The organism is uncultured Algoriphagus sp. (assembly GCF_963974365.1).
Taxonomy (GTDB): Bacteria; Bacteroidota; Bacteroidia; order Cytophagales; family Cyclobacteriaceae; genus Algoriphagus.
In genome coordinates, this window is sequence record NZ_CAXBBX010000004.1 from 1 (window position 1) to 18411 (window position 18411).

General features: G+C 41.5%; 19 protein-coding genes and 1 tRNA gene. 14 read left to right on the top strand and 6 right to left on the bottom strand.

The window, feature by feature from the left end; genetic code table 11:
* Positions 1 to 43: 43 nt before the first annotated feature.
* The 3 genes from AACZ87_RS06270 to AACZ87_RS06280 form a co-directional block, all read right to left on the bottom strand.
* A tRNA-Leu gene (locus AACZ87_RS06270) sits at positions 44 to 125 on the bottom strand.
* A gap of 89 nt (positions 126 to 214) precedes the next feature.
* Entirely contained in the window at positions 215 to 514 is a 300-nt protein-coding gene (locus AACZ87_RS06275) for an antibiotic biosynthesis monooxygenase family protein (RefSeq protein WP_339865846.1), read from the bottom strand.
* Positions 514 to 1284, bottom strand: coding sequence for an SAM-dependent chlorinase/fluorinase (locus AACZ87_RS06280; RefSeq protein ID WP_339865847.1), 771 nt, complete (start codon positions 1282 to 1284; stop codon positions 514 to 516). The genes AACZ87_RS06275 and AACZ87_RS06280 overlap by 1 nt, the downstream gene beginning before the upstream one ends.
* A gap of 107 nt (positions 1285 to 1391) precedes the next feature.
* Between AACZ87_RS06280 and AACZ87_RS06285 the strand changes: the two genes are divergently transcribed.
* The 12 genes from AACZ87_RS06285 to AACZ87_RS06340 all read left to right on the top strand — a co-directional run bounded on the left by AACZ87_RS06285 (position 1392) and on the right by AACZ87_RS06340 (position 13023).
* Complete coding sequence (locus AACZ87_RS06285; RefSeq protein ID WP_339865848.1) at positions 1392 to 2381, top strand: PhoH family protein; 990 nt, start codon at positions 1392 to 1394, stop codon at positions 2379 to 2381.
* Positions 2350 to 2784 (top strand): GNAT family N-acetyltransferase, encoded by a 435-nt coding sequence (locus tag AACZ87_RS06290; RefSeq protein WP_339865849.1) that lies wholly within the window; start codon positions 2350 to 2352, stop codon positions 2782 to 2784. The genes AACZ87_RS06285 and AACZ87_RS06290 overlap by 32 nt, the downstream gene beginning before the upstream one ends.
* 36 nt (positions 2785 to 2820) lie before the next feature.
* Positions 2821 to 3396: a DUF3575 domain-containing protein gene (locus tag AACZ87_RS06295; RefSeq protein ID WP_339865850.1), complete on the top strand. Its 576-nt coding sequence runs from the start codon at positions 2821 to 2823 to the stop codon at positions 3394 to 3396.
* Between the two features lie 403 nt (positions 3397 to 3799).
* Positions 3800 to 5644 carry a ComEC/Rec2 family competence protein gene (locus AACZ87_RS06300; RefSeq protein WP_339865851.1) on the top strand — a complete coding sequence of 615 codons (1845 nt, stop codon included), beginning with the start codon at positions 3800 to 3802 and terminating at the stop codon, positions 5642 to 5644.
* Positions 5645 to 5706: 62 nt separating this feature from the next.
* On the top strand, positions 5707 to 6480 hold the full coding sequence (locus AACZ87_RS06305) for an enoyl-CoA hydratase-related protein (protein WP_339865852.1): 774 nt from the start codon (positions 5707 to 5709) through the stop codon (positions 6478 to 6480).
* Positions 6481 to 8403, top strand: coding sequence for an ATP-dependent DNA helicase RecQ (locus AACZ87_RS06310; RefSeq protein ID WP_339865853.1), 1923 nt, complete (start codon positions 6481 to 6483; stop codon positions 8401 to 8403). It abuts the gene before it with no gap.
* Positions 8396 to 8998, top strand: a complete 603-nt coding sequence (locus tag AACZ87_RS06315) for a hypothetical protein (protein ID WP_339865854.1) — start codon at positions 8396 to 8398, stop codon at positions 8996 to 8998. The genes AACZ87_RS06310 and AACZ87_RS06315 overlap by 8 nt, the downstream gene beginning before the upstream one ends.
* Entirely contained in the window at positions 8991 to 9542 is a 552-nt protein-coding gene (locus AACZ87_RS06320) for an NUDIX hydrolase (RefSeq protein ID WP_283414861.1), read from the top strand. The genes AACZ87_RS06315 and AACZ87_RS06320 overlap by 8 nt, the downstream gene beginning before the upstream one ends.
* Positions 9542 to 9979: a thioesterase family protein gene (locus AACZ87_RS06325; RefSeq protein ID WP_339865855.1), complete on the top strand. Its 438-nt coding sequence runs from the start codon at positions 9542 to 9544 to the stop codon at positions 9977 to 9979. The genes AACZ87_RS06320 and AACZ87_RS06325 overlap by 1 nt, the downstream gene beginning before the upstream one ends.
* Positions 9980 to 10062: 83 nt before the next feature.
* Complete coding sequence (locus tag AACZ87_RS06330; RefSeq protein ID WP_339866222.1) at positions 10063 to 10734, top strand: tetratricopeptide repeat protein; 672 nt, start codon at positions 10063 to 10065, stop codon at positions 10732 to 10734.
* Between the two features lies 1 nt (position 10735).
* On the top strand, positions 10736 to 11701 hold the full coding sequence (locus AACZ87_RS06335) for an L-threonylcarbamoyladenylate synthase (RefSeq protein ID WP_339865856.1): 966 nt from the start codon (positions 10736 to 10738) through the stop codon (positions 11699 to 11701).
* Positions 11702 to 11823: 122 nt separating this feature from the next.
* Positions 11824 to 13023 (top strand): phosphoglycerate kinase, encoded by a 1200-nt coding sequence (locus AACZ87_RS06340; RefSeq protein WP_339865857.1) that lies wholly within the window; start codon positions 11824 to 11826, stop codon positions 13021 to 13023.
* Positions 13024 to 13185: 162 nt separating this feature from the next.
* Here the strand turns inward: AACZ87_RS06340 and AACZ87_RS06345 are convergent, their stop codons facing one another.
* Positions 13186 to 14043: an endonuclease/exonuclease/phosphatase family protein gene (locus AACZ87_RS06345; protein ID WP_339865858.1), complete on the bottom strand. Its 858-nt coding sequence runs from the start codon at positions 14041 to 14043 to the stop codon at positions 13186 to 13188.
* A 176-nt stretch (positions 14044 to 14219) separates the two neighbouring features.
* Here AACZ87_RS06345 and AACZ87_RS06350 point away from each other — a divergent pair, with 176 nt between their 5' ends.
* Entirely contained in the window at positions 14220 to 15113 is an 894-nt protein-coding gene (locus AACZ87_RS06350; RefSeq protein ID WP_339865859.1) for a flavin reductase family protein, read from the top strand.
* A 24-nt stretch (positions 15114 to 15137) separates the two neighbouring features.
* Here the strand turns inward: AACZ87_RS06350 and sppA are convergent, their stop codons facing one another.
* The gene (gene sppA, locus AACZ87_RS06355) at positions 15138 to 16907 is read right to left on the bottom strand and encodes a signal peptide peptidase SppA (RefSeq protein ID WP_339865860.1); all 1770 of its coding nucleotides are present in this window, start codon (positions 16905 to 16907) and stop codon (positions 15138 to 15140) included.
* A gap of 61 nt (positions 16908 to 16968) precedes the next feature.
* Between sppA and folK the strand changes: the two genes are divergently transcribed.
* Entirely contained in the window at positions 16969 to 17463 is a 495-nt protein-coding gene (gene folK / locus AACZ87_RS06360) for a 2-amino-4-hydroxy-6-hydroxymethyldihydropteridine diphosphokinase (protein WP_339865861.1), read from the top strand.
* A gap of 70 nt (positions 17464 to 17533) precedes the next feature.
* Here the strand turns inward: folK and fabD are convergent, their stop codons facing one another.
* A complete protein-coding gene (fabD, locus tag AACZ87_RS06365) occupies positions 17534 to 18409 on the bottom strand; it encodes an ACP S-malonyltransferase (protein WP_339865862.1) in 876 nt (291 codons plus the stop codon).
* Between the last annotated feature and the right edge of the window lie 2 nt (positions 18410 to 18411).

Genomic DNA, 18411 nt, shown 5'->3' on the forward strand with positions numbered 1-18411 from the left:
ATCCCCTCTCAGCATTTGCGCGCGGCATTTCTGCCATTTTTAGTACCCAGAGCCGGAGTCGAACCGGCACGCCTTGCGGCATTGGTGTTTGAGACCAACGCGTCTACCGATTCCGCCATCTGGGCATTCGGTAAGTCTGGTCTTACACCTGACTTGGCTCCGTCACTTGCGTAACGGGATGCAAATATGAGGAAAGAATCTTTTTTCTACAAACTCATTTTTCCACTTCTTCCATCTTTTTTGAACTGAAAGCAATTGGTTTTTCTGAAAAGAGTGCTTTGGTAAATGTCCAAACGGTTTTAAAAAGCTCAGAATCACGGTATTGATTCAGCTTTTCTTCGCTTTCCCAGGGGCTGTGAGTCAGGAAAATATTTTTGTCATTTTCGTCTTGCCAAAGTTCTAAATGATGACATCCGGGGAAATTGCGGATAGATTTCTTATTTGTATGGAAGTTTTCCAGAAAATCAGCTACTCTTTCTGGCTTGAAAGTCATTCTTACTATGCGAATCAGCATCAAGGATGGAAGGTTACATAAACGACACTATCGTATTTCAATCCAAGCAAATCACCCCCATGACCATGATTGATGCCAATTTCCAGTAGCTCCAAGCTGTTGAAGAAGGCAAAACAATCTCCGGGTTCTACCTGATCGTACCCATTGTTTAGTTTATTAACAGATTCTCGACCGAATTCTATGGTGAATTTGCCTGGGTTTAACTTATCGAATACCTCCTTTTTGATATTGGTTATAAGGTTGCCATAGCGATCAACACGAAGAACATGACCTGTGATGTGCTCACGTGTAGCTTTTGGATGTCGGGACATAAGCTTTCGGAAGTTTTTCAAAGGTCCGCCGAAATCGTGAATCGCGGCCCCACTGGCAACTTTCGCAGCGATCGGTGCCAAAATATCTTTGGTAGGAAAGGTGGAATCTTTCAAGTGTATGTCAGCAAACTGTACCAGAATCCCTGGCTCATGATCTGCAAGCAAACTCAGAATTCCATTATTCGGTCCAATAAAAATATGCTCTTCCAGCTTTACGCCAATGTATCCATGGGTGATGCTTCCGGTCGTATTAAGCGACACCAAATGCACAGTCCCTTTTGGAAAATCTCTAAAGGTAGACCTGAGTACAAATGCAGCATGTGCAATGTCAAATGTCTCGATATTATGGGAAATATCGATGATGTTCAATTGTGGATTTACGGCAAGCATTTTAGCTTTTACTGCCGGTACGTAGTAATCTTTGTCCCCAAAATCTGAGAGGAATGTAACCAATGCCATAGAAGCAAGTCAATTAAAATTTATGTACTTTTGTTTAGGAGGGGTTGGAACAAAAATAGAAATTTTATTCTTCTACCTTCAAGGATAATCTAATCAATAATAAGAGTTTGGTCGAAAAAGTAATCACGTTAGAAAATGTTCCCTTGGCAGAATTTCTAGGCGAAGCCAATGAGAATATCCGGCAAATTGCCGCTGCCTTTCCCCAAAGTAAAATTATTTCCCGAGGTAATGAGATTCGGATTCAAGGCGGAGCGCCTGAGATTCTGAGAATTAACGATGTGCTTAATCTTCTGCTGGAGCATGTGGATCGATTTGGTCATATTACCCCGGAAAATGTAAAAGACTACTTAGAAGTGGAAGGTGTTCCATTCGAAGAAGCTAACAGGGATCAGGTAATTGTTTTTGGGAACAAAGGGTTGGTTATTAAACCTAAGTCTGCCAATCAACGAAAGCTGGTAGAATCTGCCATGCAGAATGATCTAGTTTTTGCTTTGGGACCTGCAGGTACTGGTAAAACTTACATTGCGGTTGCGCTGGCTGTTCGAGCTTTGAAAAATAGAGAAGTAAAGCGGATAATTATCACTAGACCTGCTGTAGAAGCAGGGGAAAACCTGGGCTTTTTACCAGGTGATCTTCAGGAGAAATTGGATCCATACTTAAGACCAATCTACGATGCACTTCAGGATATGGTGCCACCGGAGAAACTTAAATATTACCAGGAAACTCGAGTAATCGAAATTGCCCCTTTGGCTTACATGCGTGGAAGAACGCTGCATGATGCTTTTGTTTTGCTGGATGAGGCTCAAAACACAACAAATGAGCAAATCAAGATGTTTTTAACCCGTATGGGACCAAATTCCAAAGTGATAATAACAGGTGATCAAACACAAGTTGATTTGCCGGTAAGGCAAAAAAGCGGCTTAGCCGAGGCACTAAAGATCCTGAAGGATGTGAAAGGAATCGGTATTGTGAACCTGAGCGGCAAAGATGTGATCAGACATAGATTGGTAAAGTCAATCATAGAAGCTTACGAAAAAGACCACTACAAAAAAGAACAGGAAAAGGATGAGTCTGCAAGTAGAAAAAATAACTCGTGATGATCAGTTGAAGTCTGCTTACCAGATCAGAAACGAGGTTTTTGTGGTGGAACAGGGAGTGGACCCTAATGCTGAATACGATGAGCATGAAAGTAGTTCAGCACATTTTCTGGCCTGTTTGGATGAAAAGCCTGTGGGAACGGCTCGTTGGCGAATCACCTCAAATGGTGTAAAGCTGGAACGATTTGCCGTTTTGGCTGATGCTAGAGGGCAAGGTGTAGGGCAGGCATTGGTAAAGGCAGTATTGGCAGATATCCAAGCAAAGCCCGAAGCTGCCCTAAAAAGCAAATACCTGCATGCTCAACTTTCGGCTGTTCCGCTTTATTCGAAATTTGGTTTTAATAAAGTAGGAGATATATTTGAAGAGTGTAATATAATGCACTATAAAATGCAATTGGCTTAAGTATTGATGGTGAATTGACCAACTAATTATAGAAATATGAAAAAATCAATTTTTACTGTACTCGCAATGTTAACCATGATTGGTTCGGGTTACGCTCAAGAGGTGATATCAAGCAGTGGTGGTTCCACTCCAAGTGATGGCGGTTTTTCGAATGAAATTCATGTCAACTTTCTTAATTTAATCTGGTTTGGATCACTAGAGGTAGGATTTGAGCGTTATTTGAGTGATGATCATTCGTTGGAATTCAAAGGATTTATTAATGATCGTTTTGGTGTTAATAATGAGAAAAACGGCAAAAAGTACAAGACTAATTCTGTGCAGGCTTCAATGAATTTTTACTTTGGAGATGGTGATAACGGCAGATTCTTTCTATTTCCTTTAGCTAAACTTCGATTCGGAGATTTTGAAGAGCCTGCAGATGGTGGAGGAGTTCAAACCACGGATATGACAGCATTTATACTTGGCGCAGGAGCTGGATACAAATGGGAATTGTCAAAAAACTTTGCTTTTGGGCCTTTTGCAAGTGTAGGACGTAACTTCAGTGATGATGTTTCTGACCGTTTCAGTGGAATAGAATTCAATGCAGGGTTTAACTTGGGGTATAGATTCTAAGATCTCCCATGCCATCGAATAATTATACAGGGCCCTTTTTGGGCTCTTTTTTTATGCTAAAAATTTTACCAATACAGGTGTTTTTGGCAAAATAGCCTGTGATAAAAGTCCTTGATCATTGATGGTTTGAGCTTTGTGATATCTGTTTCTTTGGGGTGAATAATGATTTTACCAACAGCAAAGTAATCAAAAAGAGAATGGGCCAATTAAAGGATTTATGCTGTTTGAAAACTAGTGATACATAAACGCTGGATTATTTTCCTTCTGTATTTTTCAAAAAAATAAAGTAAATTAATTCTTTAATTTTTTGAAGATGAGATTTGCTGACTTTCCATTTTTACGGTACCTACCATTCATTTTGATAGGGATTTTTATTGGCCAATCAAATTGGTCACCCAGTTTTATGTCATTGGCACTCGCTCTTAGCCTGCTATGGTTAGCCTATTTGATTGTGATTGTAAAGCTAGAAAATGGCAAATCGAAGTTTCAGCCCGGTTATTTAGCTTATGTAGGTTTGATATTATTTGGTGCCTTACTGGTTCAAAATAAACTGGTTCAAACTGATTTCAATACAGAGATACTTCATTCAGACAGCTATCTCGCTGAGGTGACGCTATACGATCAGCAGAAACCTAATTCATTTGAAAACCTGTTGGAAGTAAAATCAATTTTAGTCGACGGGGTATGGAAGGATGCTCAGGTTAAAGTCTTGATTTATCATCAAAATGAGCAAGGACTTGAGCCGGGGCAAGTTCTTTTGGTCAAGAAAAATCCGGAGCAAATCACTCCTCCGCTCAACCCCTTAGAGTTTGATTATAGACAGTATTTGGAGAGGCAGGGGATTCACTTTCGCCAGTTTTTAGGCAAGGACTACCAGGTAGTTGATTCAGCTAGGACTAGCGTTTTTGACTACTTTTTGGTGCGTTTGAGACACGAAATCGGCGAGATGCTCAAATCTAAAATTCCCGATGAGAATTCTGCTCAAATTGCTCTAGCCTTGCTCTTGGGGCAAAAAAAGGAGCTAGATCCAACAATTAAAGAAGCCTACACTCAAGCTGGTGTGATGCATATTTTGGCAGTTTCAGGACTTCATGTTGGGATTATTTACGCCCTGTTTATTTTGATTCTCAAGCCTCTCAAATTGAAGAAGGAAAGGGCTAGGTTATATCTTCTTGTCGTCATTCTCATAATCTGGCTATATGCCTTCCTGACTGGATTGTCGCCATCGGTGGTTCGAGCTGCTACCATGTTTTCGTTGCTAACCTTCGGTCAGATGCGTGAGCGGCCTCCTTCGATTTACAATATTCTTGCTTTTTCGGCGATCCTGATGATTACTATAAATCCTAATGTGATCTATGAAGTTGGATTTCAGCTTTCGTATCTAGCAGTGCTAGGCATAGTGATGATTCAGCCTTTGATTTTGAATCTATGGTTGCCGAGGCATAAAGTTTTGGAATATATCTGGCAACTCACTTCTGTGAGTGTAGCTGCACAGTTGGTGACTTTTCCTCTTTCTATTTATTACTTTCATGTCTTCCCAACTTACTTTTTGCTAGGTAATCTCCTGATACTTCCGCTAGCTTTTGTGATCATGCAAGTCGGTGTTCCGTTGATGATGCTTGGATGGATTCCTTTATTAGGTGAAGTGTTAGGTTGGGTTTTAAGCTGGTTGATCTGGCTTCAAAATTGGATTGCTGAAGCTATACGAGTGATTCCCGGAGGGAAATTAGATAGGCTTACCATTGATTTTGCCGGAATGCTTGTGGTGTGGGGAATGCTTCTGATTATTGCGGCGTGGGAGTTTGGTTCGAAAAGAAAATTGACTTGGATAGGTTTGAGCATTTTATTTTTGTGGGCTGGTTTTCGATTCAATTCCGAACTTCAAAAACCTTTCAGAGAACTGATGATTTATCAAGGCAAGAAATCTCAGTTGCTTGATTTTTCTGTTTCTGGAGAAACTTATTCCTGGAATCAAGGTTTGGATGGAGGAGAGATCAGCTATTCTGTGGAGCCCTATCGAATTCATAATCAATTAGCTCAATTTCCAACTTCATTAATCGCACAGGAGCTAGATTCTGGGAAACTAGAATTCATTAGCGCCGGTTTTACCTTTGATCCAACCCATAAAAAACTCTGGTTTCTAGCTCCTCCAAAATTAATTTATAGTTGGTCAGAAGGTAAATGGGTTGCGATGCAGACTAAAGACATGTTAGAGATTGATTCCTTAGCGTACCGAATACTTTTCTGAGTCAGATTTTGCAAACCCTGCTATTGAAACTAACTTGATCCCAAACCCAAATTGCGATACAAATGAGTGCTGTACTTACAGAGATCACTGATAGAATTGGAATCATTACACTGAATAGGCCGGAAAAGCGTAATGCGCTGAGTCCAGAGTTGATAGCAGGGTTGCACGAGGCTTTTGAGACGATGAATTCCAATGACGAGGTGAAAATCATTGTGCTTCGATCTACTGGAAAAGCATTCTGTGCTGGTGCAGATTTGGCCTATTTACAGCAGCTGCAAGATTTCTCCTATGAAGAAAATCTGGAAGATAGCCGTAGATTGATGGACTTGTTTAATTTGATTTACTGTCTTCCCAAAATCGTGATAGCAGAGGTACAAGGCCATGCCTTGGCGGGAGGATGTGGCTTGGCGACGGTTTGTGATTTTGCATTTGCAGTGCCTGATGCACTTTTCGGATATACTGAAGTGCGTATTGGCTTTGTGCCAGCATTGGTTTCTGTCTTTTTGCAAGAGCAAATTGGTGCTGCCAAAACCCAAGAACTATTACTTTCCGGAGAGTTTATTACTGCCAGCAAAGCTGCAGAACTCGGTTTGATTACAGGAGTGGAGCCAGCAGAGTTTTTGGGGAAATATGTGATGGAATTCGCTATAAAACTAATTACCCAGAATTCTTCCTTTTCCATGGGGAAAACCAAAACACTATTGCGGGAGCTAAACCAAGAAAGCAGAAATAAATCTCTAGAGCTAGCTGCTGAAACTAACGCCAAAGCTCGAGCTCATGAGGACTGCAAGAAAGGTATTGCTGCTTTCTTAACTAAAAATACGCCAGCTTGGTAAATGCTGAATCGGGCTACAGAAATCCTACATCAAGTATTTGGTCACGCTGATTTTCGGCCTGTCCAGAAAGAAATCATCGAGTCAGTTCTGACTGGAAAGGACACCCTTGCGCTTTTGCCAACAGGAGGAGGAAAGTCACTTTGCTATCAGATTCCAGCGCTGACGCAGGATGGAATTTGCCTTGTTGTGAGTCCGCTAATAGCCTTAATGAAAGATCAGGTGGATGGGTTAAAGGCGAAAGGGATTAAGGCAGCAGCGATTTACTCTGGGATGAGTTATCGGGAGATTGACCGTACACTGGATAATTGCATCTATGGAGACTACAAATTCCTATACGTATCTCCCGAACGATTGAAGGCGGAACTCTTTGTGGAGCGTTTTCGGCAAATGAAAATCAATCTGATCGCAGTCGATGAGGCGCATTGTATTTCCCAATGGGGCTATGATTTCCGCCCGCCATATTTGGAGATTGCTCTGATACGACCTTATCACCCGAAAGTCCCGGTTTTGGCACTGACAGCTTCGGCTACTCCGCAGGTTTGTGCCGATATCATGGAGAAGCTGGAGATGAAAAAGCCGGCAGAATTCCATCAGAGTTTTGCCAGGGAAAACCTTAGTTACTCGGTTCGCCTAGTAGAAAACAAATTAGAAAAAGGGCTGGAAATACTCAGCAGAATCGAAGGGACTGCGATCTGGTATGTGAGAAATAGACAAGGGACACATCAAATTGCGAAGGCATTGAGCCAATTAGGGATCTCAGCTTTAGCTTATCATGCTGGCTTGTCCATGCTGGATCGTGCGAAGCGTCAAGAAGCTTGGATGAATAATGAAGTGCGTGTGATGGTCAGTACCAATGCATTCGGGATGGGAATTGACAAGCCGGATGTCCGGGTGGTTATTCATAGCGATTTGCCGGAAAATGTAGAGAACTACTATCAGGAAGCTGGCAGGGCAGGACGTGATGAAGCGAAAGCATATGGGGTTTTACTTGTCAATAATCAGGATTTCGAGACTATACTCCAACGTGCTGCCTTGGTTTATCCTCCACTGGATTTTGTAAAAAGGATTTACCAGTGCCTTGCTAATTATTACCGGATTGCTGTTGGTAGCAATATGCTGAGCAGTTATGATTTTGAGTGGAGTGAGTTTGCGAATACCTATGAACTGGGGGTTTTGGAGACTTTTTATGCACTGAAATTATTGGAAGAGGAAGGTTTTATAGGTTTGAGTGAAAGCTATTATTCTCCCTCTAAAATTCATTTCACAGTGGATCCATCCCGCTTGTATGAGATTCAGATTGCTTACGCAAAGCTGGATCCTGTGGTAAAAATCATCATGCGGACCTACGGTGGGAATGTCTTTTCCGAATACATCAAAATCCAGGAAGCTAAACTTGCCAAGTCACTGAATCTTTATGAAAGTGAGGTGATCAAATCACTGAAGCAATTGGAGCAATTGGAGGTGATGGTGTATGATCAGCGCAAGGATAAACCTCAGATTACCTTTTTGACGCCACGTTATGACGCCGGGAAATTGCCGCTAAATTTCAAACGAATAGAACTTCGAAGAGCATTGACTTTGGAAAAGGCTAAAAGCATGGTTGCGTATGGTCAGCAAAATGAACTTTGTCGGACACAATTCATTCAGGAATACTTTGGTGAAAGCACAGATCATGAATGCGGAGTGTGTGATGTTTGCATCGCAAACCGTAAGGCAAATGACCCGGAAAAGGCTGAGAATAAGCTTAAAAGTAAAATTCTGGAAACTTTAAGCAGCACTGGCGAGTTGTCAGAGAAGCAGATCTTTGAACGTATTAGGCTTCCTGCCTCTCAAAAAAATCTTCGTGTATTGCGCATTTTGCAGGATCAGGGATATATTACACAAGCGAGGTCTGGCAACTATGTAATTTCAACTCATGAGTAATTTTCTTGACGATTTATTCAACAAAGTATTTAAGTCTTCGGAAAGGACTCCTATGACGCACAAGGAAAATATTGTGCACAAGGAGTTGGAGATCGAAGATGCGAGAAAATGGATGGACTCTAATGAAGGTAAAGAGTTGATAGCCAGGATTGCCAAGTCGTATCATTTCAAAACTATCCAGATCGAAGAGCGCCCGCAGATTCATATTTTGGATTCTAAGTACGCTAGAGGTTTTGCCATAACTTATGATGATCCATTAGATGAGCAAACATTTTCCTTGCTTTTCTTGGCTTTTGCGCAGCGTGTTCTAGCTTTGGGATATAGGCAAGTGAGTTTGGATAGGAAAATGGAAGAAATAAACGAGCAGGTGAAAATCACTGATAAGTATTATTTCAAACCTCCGCTCAAAGCACTTGGCAAGAATGAGTTGATTTCTCAGTTATTTGGCAATATTGCTATAGAGAAAATCACCGTAAATAACCAGCCCAATTACCTCAAGGTGCTAGCGACGTTTTATTCGGATAGGCTATACCAGGATCCAGAACCTTTCGATCAATTTCTTGATCACATATTTGAAGCAACAAATGATGGATAGAATTACATTAAAAGAGCAACTAGGCAGATATCGGACACCATATGAGGAAGAGGCGAGTTTTATTCAATGTTTTTTGGATTTGACGGAAGACCCGCTTGCTTATGAAAGAGCCCGCTTGGAAGGCCATTTCACAGCTTCTGCTTGGATAGTGAACCGCAAGCGTACGCATACTTTGCTTACACTTCACCGCAAACTCGGCAGATGGCTTCAGCTAGGTGGGCATGCAGATGGAAATGAGGATTTACTGGAAGTCGCCATGAAGGAAGCTGAGGAGGAAAGTGGATTGAAGAGTCTGGAGTTTGTGGACAAAACGATTTTTGACTTGGATAAGCATATTATTCCAGAGCGTCCACATGTACCTGAGCACTTTCACTACGATGTGCGCTATATTTTGGAGGCAGACTTGTATGAGCCATTGATTAAAAGCGATGAGAGTATTTCTTTGGCTTGGGTAGCATTTGACTCAGTTCAGGATGTGATCGGTTACAATCCTTCTATTCTACGAATGCTTGAGAAAACCAGTAAATCAGAAATTCTTCTTTGATGATTAAGTTTGACCCTGCGCAGTTAGAGCGCGAGATCACATTTTCCTTACCTATTCAGATTAGATTCTCAGATATTGACGGCTACATGCATGTCAATAATGGGATATATTTCAATTACTTCGAACATGCCAGAGCGGTTTTCTTGGAGCAGGTTTGTCAATGGGATATTATGAAAGTAGGCTGTGTGGTCGGCCGAATTGAAATGGATTATTTCCGGCCTATTCATGTAGATGATACCCTCAAAGCCTTGGTGAAATGCAGTAGAATTGGAAATTCCTCCTTTGATTTAGAGCAATATTTGGTGGGAGAAACGAAGACTGGAGAGCATTATACATTTGCAAAAAGTAAATGCATACTGGTCTCTGTAGATATGAAATCGATGAAGCCCATGCCGCTTCCAGAAAACTATAGGGCAAAACTTCAGTCCAATTCCTGATTTCAAAGACGCAATCCTTATCTTTGCGCAAAATTTAAGCTGTGAAAAAACTTTGGATAATTACCTTGCTATTGGCAGGATTGATGGGCTGTAGCCCAAGTGAAGAGGAATTGGTACAAGAGGGAATCCTTCAAATGGATGCTCAAAATTGGAGTGGAGCAATTACGCTTTTTGACCGAGCGCTTGAGATCAATCCGGAAAATGCACTGGCTTTGAATGCAAAAGGAGCAGCTCTTTTTCAGGAAGAAAAATTTGAAGAAGCAGTTCCTGTTTTTACTGCTTCAATTCAAGCAGATTCCGCTAGTTATAAGGCATGGTTCAACCGTGGAAATGCTAATTTGAAACTGGAGAACTTTAAAAATGCAGTGTCTGATTACAACATGGCTACTTTGCTTGATCCATCTCAAACAGATATTTACTACAACCGTGGACTGGCTTTGTTAGGCTTGGAGGAATACGAAGATGCACTACTCGATTTTGACCAAGCACTTAAAGTAGAGCCAAACCAAGCACTTGTTCACTTCAATCGTGGAAAAGCACTTTTAGGAAATAATGATCCAGGAAATGCAATGAAAGCCTTAACTGATGCGATCAATTTGGATGGGAAAAATGGCGCTGCCTATTACTTACTTGGCGTGACAAGAATGTCCGCTTTGGGAGAATCTGAAAAAGAAGAAGGATGTGCAGATCTTAAGATGGCTCTTCAACTTGGATACACTGAAGCTAAAACTTGGATAGACGATTTCTGCGAATAAGATGGCTTTGATTGGGCAGGACATATCGCAAGCAAAAAGAGTCCTTGATGAGGGTGAGTTAGTTGCTATTCCTACCGAGACCGTCTATGGTTTGGCAGGAAATGCACTGAATCCTGTGGCTGTAGCATCGATTTTTGAGACGAAAAACCGCCCAAGTTTTGACCCCTTGATTGTTCATATTCCTTCTCTTGACGTAGCAGAGAACTATGTAATTGACATTCCTGATCCGCTCCGAAAACTTGCCGAGCAATTCTGGCCAGGTCCTTTGACTTTGCTTCTCCCGAGAAAAAACACTATTCCTGACATAGTTACTTCTGGTTTGGAACGAGTTGCAATTCGTGTACCTGATCATTCCTTGACTTTAGAATTACTATCTCAGTTAGATTTCCCTCTAGCTGCGCCGAGTGCAAACCCTTTTGGATACATTAGTCCTACTTCCCCACAGCATGTAGATGCTCAGTTGGGAGAAAGGATTTCTTATATTTTGGATGGAGGAAAATGCAGGGTAGGCTTGGAGAGTACTATAGTAGGAATGGAAGAAAACGAAATTGTGGTTTATCGTCTCGGGGGATTAGAAATTTCGGAAATTGAACGTATTGTGGGGGAAGTGACTGTGAAAAGCCATAGCTCGTCCAATCCTCAATCTCCTGGCCTTTTAGAGAGCCACTACGCGCCTACGAAGCCTTTTATATTAGGTAACCTGGAAGAATTGATTGCTGAGCGCAAAAGGCAGGGAATTGACTTTGCTGTACTTTCTCTAGTTCAATCCTTTCCAGCTATTCCAACAGGAAATCAAATCGCTCTGAGTACTAAGGGAGATTTGAAAGAGGCGGCTACGAATCTCTTTGCTGCTATGAGAACTTTGGATGCGTCCAATGCTTCTGTGATTTTGGCAGAATTGATGCCTGAGGAAGGCTTGGGAAAAGCCATAAATGACCGCCTAAAGCGTGCTGCAACGAAGGGGTAATTAACCATTGCAGTATTTCTTAACAAATTGATCCTGGGCGAAAGTCGATTTTTGCCGTAATCTTTGATAAATTCACACCTGATTTTTATCTATTTAATTAATCAAAAGCTATTAACCTTACTATGAACTCTAGAATCAAAAATGTAGATAATCTTAGTTTCGAAGGCAAGAAAGCACTCGTGAGAGTGGATTTCAATGTTCCTTTGGACGACCAACTGAATGTGACTGACGATACCCGTATCCAAGCTGCACTACCGACGATCAATAAAATATTGAATGATGGCGGATCTGTGATCTTGATGTCTCACTTGGGAAGACCAAAATCTGGACCTGAGGATAAATTCTCATTAAAGCATATCGTAGTTGCTTTGGAAAAAGCTTTGGAAAGAAAAGTAAAATTTGCCCAAGACTGCATAGGACAAGAGCCGGAAATGCTTGCAGAAGGTTTGAAGCCTGGTGAAGTGTTGCTTTTGGAAAATCTAAGATTCCACAAGGAAGAAGAAAAAGGAGATAAGGATTTTGCAGAGAAGCTTTCCAAACTTGGAGATGTCTATGTGAATGACGCCTTTGGTACAGCACATAGAGCGCATGCTTCTACAGCAGTGATTGCTCAGTTCTTCAATGATAAAGTTTGCGGATACCTAATGCTTTCTGAGTTGAAAAATGCAGACAAAGTGCTAGGTAATCCTGAGAGACCTTATACGGCAATCATGGGTGGTGCTAAAATTGCTGACAAGATCTTGATCATCGAGCAATTGCTGAACAAAGTAGATAACCTGATTATTGGTGGTGGTATGTCCTATACTTTTGCCAAAGCACAAGGTGGAACAATCGGTGATTCTTTGCTTGAAGCTGATAAAATGGATTTCGTTCTTGAACTGATGGAAACCGCAAAAGCAAAAGGAGTTAATCTTATCCTTCCGGTTGATACAGTGATTTCTAAGGCTTTTGCAAATGATGCTGAGCAGGGAATGGCTAACAAAGGCGAAATTCCTGATGGATGGATGGGCTTGGATATAGGACCAAAATCCCGTGAATTGTTCTCTGAAGTAATCGCAAATTCAAAGACTATCCTTTGGAATGGCCCAATGGGTGTTTTCGAAATGGATTCTTTTGACAAAGGAACAAAGGCTGTCGCTGAGGCGGTAGTAGCTGCGACCAAAGCTGGCGCTTATTCTCTAATCGGTGGAGGTGACTCTGCAGCTGCGGTTAATAAGTTTGGATATGGAGATGATGTATCCTTTGTATCTACTGGTGGTGGAGCATTGCTAGAGCATATGGAAGGCAAAGTGCTTCCAGGTGTTGCGGCTTTGGAGCCTTAAAAATTTCAGACATTTATTTCAGACCTTCGGAGTTATTAAAACCCCGAAGGTCTTTTTTTTGACTTTTTAAACTGCAACGAATACATATTTTAGGATATTCAGAATTTCACTCAAATTCCAAATTTCAAATCATGAATTCTGAATTTCGAAGTGGGGGAGAAGTTAAAACGCTACTTCCACCAACACAGGAAAGTGATCTGAAGGATATTTTTTTCCATAATTATCAGTCAGAATCCCATGACGAATCACTTTGATATCACCTTTTACAAACACGTGATCGATGATTCCATCAGGCATTTTCTCCCAGTCAAAACTTGTAAATGAGCCTCTTGGGCCATAAGATGGGATTTCAGAAATTAGTCTGGCATCTTGCCAATCTGGATTTGAAGTGATAGTAGAATATGCTGAGTTATCAGGTTTTACATTGAAGTCTCCCATAAGAATTGCCGGTGCATTTTCTTTGTTGATCAAAGACACTTGTGCCATCACCAACTTGCTACTTTCTTCCCGTGCTTGCTGACCGATGTGATCGTAGTGAATATTGAAAACATAGAAAGTTTTTCCGCTGGTATCCTTGAATTTGCCCCAAGTACAGATTCTATTCAGCGCAGCATCCCAGCCCTTGCTTGGTTTCTCAGGAGTTGGTGAAAGCCAAAAAGTGCCTTGATCCAGCATTTCAAACTTCTTCGGGTCGTAGAGAATTGCTGCGTATTCACCTTTCTCAGTTCCATCATCGCGCCCCACACCAATAAATGAGTAGCCAAGTTCTTTGGTAAGATCCTTGAGTTGGTTATTTAATGCCTCTTGTACGCCAACGAGCTCGATTTGGTGAAATTGAATCAAGCTTGCCACATGCGGAAGGCGATCTGCCCAAAGATTTCCTACATCGTTTGGATTGGCGTATCGGATGTTGAACGTAGCGAAATTATGGGTTTGGGCGACAGAAATCGAATTAATTCCTAGGTTTAGAGCCAGCAACAAAAGGCTTGTTTTTAATAAACTTATCAGGGTTTTTGTCATGAATTCAGAACTTATTCTTGAAAAATGGTTTAAGTATTTAAAATTGAGTCATAATTTCATCAAATGAAATCGAACATCGAGAAAACTTTTCAAAGAAGAGTATTTCTTAATATGCAAGATACCATCCCGAAATATTGGGACAGGCGTGTGGCCATTAAAAATCAAATTAAAAACACATGAAGACCTTTTATCCCAAAGACCTTACCACTCAAGAATTTCATGGATTGCTTCAAGGGGCAGTAGCACCGCGACCTATCGCTTTTGCCAGTACGATAGATAAAGCTGGGAATGTGAATCTGAGTCCTTTTAGTTTTTTCAATTTGTTTAGTACCAATCCTGCGATTTTGATTTTCTCGCCTTCACGTCGTGTTCGAGATAATACAACCAAGCATACGCTCGAAAATGTGTTGGAAGTGCCTGAAGTGGTGATCCATGTAGTTCATTTTGGTATAGTAGAGCAGATGTCTCTAGCGAGTACAGAGTATGGAAAAGGTGTAAATGAGTTTGATAAAGCGGGGTTCACCCAAGTGAAATCAAACGAGGTGAAGCCGCCGAGAATCAAAGAAGCGCACGTGGCTTTTGAGTGCAAAGTGAACGAGGTAAAGTCGCTGGGTGATAGTGGAGGAGCTGGTAATTTGGTGATCTGCGAGGTGCTGGTAGCACATGTGAATGAAGCGGTCTTGGACGAGATGGGAGTGATTGATCCTCGCAAATTGGATGCTGTGGCCCGATTAGGAGGTAATTGGTACAGTAGAGCTAGTGGTTCCTCTCTTTTTCAGATTCCAAAACCGCTACGGACTTTAGGGATAGGAATAGATCAAATGCCTGCCGATGTTAGAAACAGCACCATTTTAAGTGGGAATAATTTGGGGAGATTAGGGAACGTGGAAGTACTTCCAAGCCAAGAGGAAATTGAGACTTTTGGTCAAGGATCCGAGATCCAGGAAATGAGACTTCGCTTCAAATATGACCTAGACTCACTTCAGGACCATTTACATCTTTTGGCAAAGGAAGCTCTGGATGAAAATGATGTGGAGAGAGCTTGGTTGATCCTTTTACAAAAGTCATAAAAAAAGCGGCCTAAGCCGCTTTTTTTATTTGATGATGAATTCCTGAGGCATTCTTACTTGAATCCCTTCGTAGGATTTCAATTTCTCGACTTGCTTGATAAGTTCATAGTTAGATCCCAACTTACTCTGAAACATTTTGATTTGTACGCTTTCGCCCAAATCTTCCATGATCGTTTCAAACCAAGGTTTTTTGGTAGGGTAATAAACTACTCGGTAGTCATCTCCAGCTCCAATTCGTGATGCAGCAAGATCGATGGTGGTATTTAAACCTCCGAGCACATCTACCAGGCCTCTTTCTTTGGCCTGATTTCCTGTCCAAACTCTACCTGAAGCTACCTCTTTCACTGCCTCTGGAGACATTCCTCGGCCTTCAGATACTCTGGTGATGAAAGTCTCATACCCGTCTTCTACGGTGTTTTGTATGATGTTTCTTTCCACTTCTGTCATTGGTCTTGTAGGATTCATGAAGTCTGAAAGCTCCCCAGTTTTCACAACGTCCGTAGTAATGCCTAAATGCTTATTCAGTAGCTCCTGTGCGTTGAACATCATGCCGAATATCCCGATTGAACCTGTAATGGTATTTGGCTGAGCGACGATGGTGTCTGCTGGAGCAGAGATGTAATAGCCACCTGAGGCTGCTACTTCACCCATAGATACGTAGACTGGCTTGGCTTTTTTGGCTTCAGCCATTTCTCTCCAGATCACCTCCGAAGCTACCACTGATCCGCCAGGAGAATTCACTCGAAGTACGATTGCTTTGATGTTATCATCTTTGCGAGCCTTGCGTATTTCTTTTGCAAATTTATCTGAGCTAATCACGCCATCGGCATCTCCTCCTACAATCTCACCTTCTGCGATGATAACAGCAATTCTATTTTTGGAAGTGAGGTTCTTGGATTTTGCCGTTTTATTCAGGTCGGTTGCGTTGATAGTTTCAATATCATCCTCTTCATCGACTCCAAGTTTCTCTTTCAGCTTGGAAAGCACTTGGTCAAAATAAAGTAATTCAGTCGCTAAACCATAGGAGACAGCATCTTGAGGCTTGCGAACGAGCATCATGTCATTGATTTTCTTCAGACTATCATAAGGAATCCCTCTAGAGTCAGATACTGCATGTAAAGCAAATTGATTCATATCATCCAAAAATGACTGAGTCTGCAATCTAGCCTCTGGACTATTTTTCTCCAGGATAAAAGGTTCTACAGCTGATTTGAACTCTCCTACACGGAAGATTTCAGGTTTTACACCAACTTTTTCGAAAAGGCCTTTGAAGAAAATACCCTCTGAAGAAAAGCCATTAAAGTCAATTCCTCCCAAAGGATTGAGGTAGATTTCGTCAGCCACGGAAGCGATGTAATAGCCTCCCTCGGTATAGGCTTCGTCATAAGCGATGATGAATTTACCCGAGGTTTTGAAGTCAATTAGGGCTTCACGAAGCTCTAGCAAACTCGCTTGTCCAGCCATTACCAATCCTGTATTTAGGTAGATGCCTTTGATATTTTCATTCGTTTTTGCTTCAGCAATAGCTTTCTTAAGATTGATAAGCCCAGCATTAAATTCCTGACCGAATGGATTTCCAAACATGGAGAGATCCAAATCATCCTCAGATGTTCGCTCGACGATTGTTCTACCGTTTAGATCAAGATGCAAAACTGTGTTTTCACTTACTGAAACTTCTTCTGATCCGCTGGAGGAGGCCACTATGCCAATCAAGCCAAACATAAGAAGCACACCAAGTATGCTGAAAACAAAAAGACCAACGATTACCGCCAGTACATTTCCTAGGAATTTCATAAGCTAAATTATTTGAAGCCCAAAATAACCTAATTTGGGGCATGTATACAAAAGCAATTTTATGCAGAGAAAGTTTGAAAAAGTAGTTTTAATACTAGGAGGAAATAAAGGAGATAGAAATGCACTACTATTCTCGGCTGTGGAGGCTGTTTCAGGATTGGGTGAAATAACGGCGAAGTCGAAAGTTTATGAAACAGAAGCATGGGGAGGAGTAGCTAAGGGGCCTTTTTTGAATCAAATAGTTGAAATTGAAACGGAATATTCACCTTATGAAATCTTGAGTTTTATTCAGAAAGTCGAGATAGGTCTTGGTAGAAAAAGAGATGAACACTGGGGAGATCGGACGATGGATATTGATATTATTTATTTTGGAAGGAACATCATAGATACTTCAGAACTTCAGATTCCACATCCATATATATCAGAGAGGAAGTTTGTGCTGATTCCACTCGCTGAGATTTTACCAGATTTTATTCATCCTAGTTTGAGAAAAAGCAATCAGCAATTATTGGAAGAGTGTAAGGATAAATCTGAAGTGCGAGTGTGGGAAGGTTGATAGGAAAGTTTTCGATTTTTATTAAAAAGCTAAACAAACAAAAAACCCGCCTTGAGAGCGGGTTTTTGTTTTATAATCCTGAAACTTCAGCTTCTGGATGGATTTTTTTAACTAGACCTTGGAGTACTTTTCCTGGCCCACACTCTACAAACTCAGTCGCACCATCAGTAACCATGTTTTGAACCGATTGAGTCCATTTTACCGGAGCCGTCAGTTGGGCAATTAAATTGGCTTTAATGGCAGTCACATCTGTCACGGCTGTAGTACTTACGTTTTGGTAAACTGGGCAGCTAGGTGTGTGAAAAGTGGTGGCTTCGATGGCAGTCTGTAATTTTTCACGAGCAGGTTCCATGAGTGGGGAGTGAAAAGCACCGCCCACTGGAAGTGGCAAAGCACGCTTTGCTCCAGCTTCCTTCATTTTCTCACAAGCAAGTTCGATTCCTTTGTTTGATCCCGATATCACTAATTGGCCTGGGCAGTTATAATTAGCTGGTACGACTACTTCTTCTGTGAACGTAGCGCAGATTTCCTCTACTTTTTCATCGGCTAGACCCAAAATAGCAGCCATGGTCGATGGGTTGATTTCGCAGGCTTCTTGCATAGCTAGCGCTCTTTGGTAGACTAATTTCAGTCCGTCTTCAAAAGAAAGGGTACCGTTGGCTACCAAAGCAGATAGCTCTCCCAATGAGTGACCTGCTACCATATCAGGAGCGAAGTCAGGCGCAGTCTTAGCCAAAATAACGGAATGAAGAAATACTGCAGGCTGTGTTACGTTTGTTTGCTTGAGCTCCTCAGCAGTTCCGTCAAACATAATGTCTGTGATTCGGAAGCCCAAGATCTCATTTGCTCTTTCAAATAATTCTTTTGCTTCTGTACTTTCTTCATAAAGTGCTTTTCCCATTCCTGGGAATTGGGCGCCTTGGCCCGGAAAAACAAATGCCTTCATTA

Excerpts from the sequence above, each read along its gene's own strand:
- AACZ87_RS06275 (WP_339865846.1), bottom strand. The coding sequence starts at position 514 with ATGCTGATTCGCATAGTAAGAATGACTTTCAAGCCAGAAAGAGTAGCT.
- AACZ87_RS06280 (WP_339865847.1), bottom strand. The coding sequence starts at position 1,284 with ATGGCATTGGTTACATTCCTCTCAGATTTTGGGGACAAAGATTACTAC.
- AACZ87_RS06290 (WP_339865849.1), top strand. The coding sequence starts at position 2,350 with ATGAGTCTGCAAGTAGAAAAAATAACTCGTGATGATCAGTTGAAGTCT.
- AACZ87_RS06295 (WP_339865850.1), top strand. The coding sequence starts at position 2,821 with ATGAAAAAATCAATTTTTACTGTACTCGCAATGTTAACCATGATTGGT.
- AACZ87_RS06300 (WP_339865851.1), top strand. The coding sequence starts at position 3,800 with ATGTCATTGGCACTCGCTCTTAGCCTGCTATGGTTAGCCTATTTGATT.
- AACZ87_RS06305 (WP_339865852.1), top strand. The coding sequence starts at position 5,707 with ATGAGTGCTGTACTTACAGAGATCACTGATAGAATTGGAATCATTACA.
- AACZ87_RS06310 (WP_339865853.1), top strand. The coding sequence starts at position 6,481 with ATGCTGAATCGGGCTACAGAAATCCTACATCAAGTATTTGGTCACGCT.
- AACZ87_RS06315 (WP_339865854.1), top strand. The coding sequence starts at position 8,396 with ATGAGTAATTTTCTTGACGATTTATTCAACAAAGTATTTAAGTCTTCG.
- AACZ87_RS06320 (WP_283414861.1), top strand. The coding sequence starts at position 8,991 with ATGGATAGAATTACATTAAAAGAGCAACTAGGCAGATATCGGACACCA.
- AACZ87_RS06325 (WP_339865855.1), top strand. The coding sequence starts at position 9,542 with ATGATTAAGTTTGACCCTGCGCAGTTAGAGCGCGAGATCACATTTTCC.
- AACZ87_RS06330 (WP_339866222.1), top strand. The coding sequence starts at position 10,063 with ATGGGCTGTAGCCCAAGTGAAGAGGAATTGGTACAAGAGGGAATCCTT.
- AACZ87_RS06335 (WP_339865856.1), top strand. The coding sequence starts at position 10,736 with ATGGCTTTGATTGGGCAGGACATATCGCAAGCAAAAAGAGTCCTTGAT.
- AACZ87_RS06340 (WP_339865857.1), top strand. The coding sequence starts at position 11,824 with ATGAACTCTAGAATCAAAAATGTAGATAATCTTAGTTTCGAAGGCAAG.
- AACZ87_RS06345 (WP_339865858.1), bottom strand. The coding sequence starts at position 14,043 with ATGACAAAAACCCTGATAAGTTTATTAAAAACAAGCCTTTTGTTGCTG.
- AACZ87_RS06350 (WP_339865859.1), top strand. The coding sequence starts at position 14,220 with ATGAAGACCTTTTATCCCAAAGACCTTACCACTCAAGAATTTCATGGA.
- sppA (WP_339865860.1), bottom strand. The coding sequence starts at position 16,907 with ATGAAATTCCTAGGAAATGTACTGGCGGTAATCGTTGGTCTTTTTGTT.
- folK (WP_339865861.1), top strand. The coding sequence starts at position 16,969 with ATGCAGAGAAAGTTTGAAAAAGTAGTTTTAATACTAGGAGGAAATAAA.
- fabD (WP_339865862.1), bottom strand. The coding sequence starts at position 18,409 with ATGAAGGCATTTGTTTTTCCGGGCCAAGGCGCCCAATTCCCAGGAATG.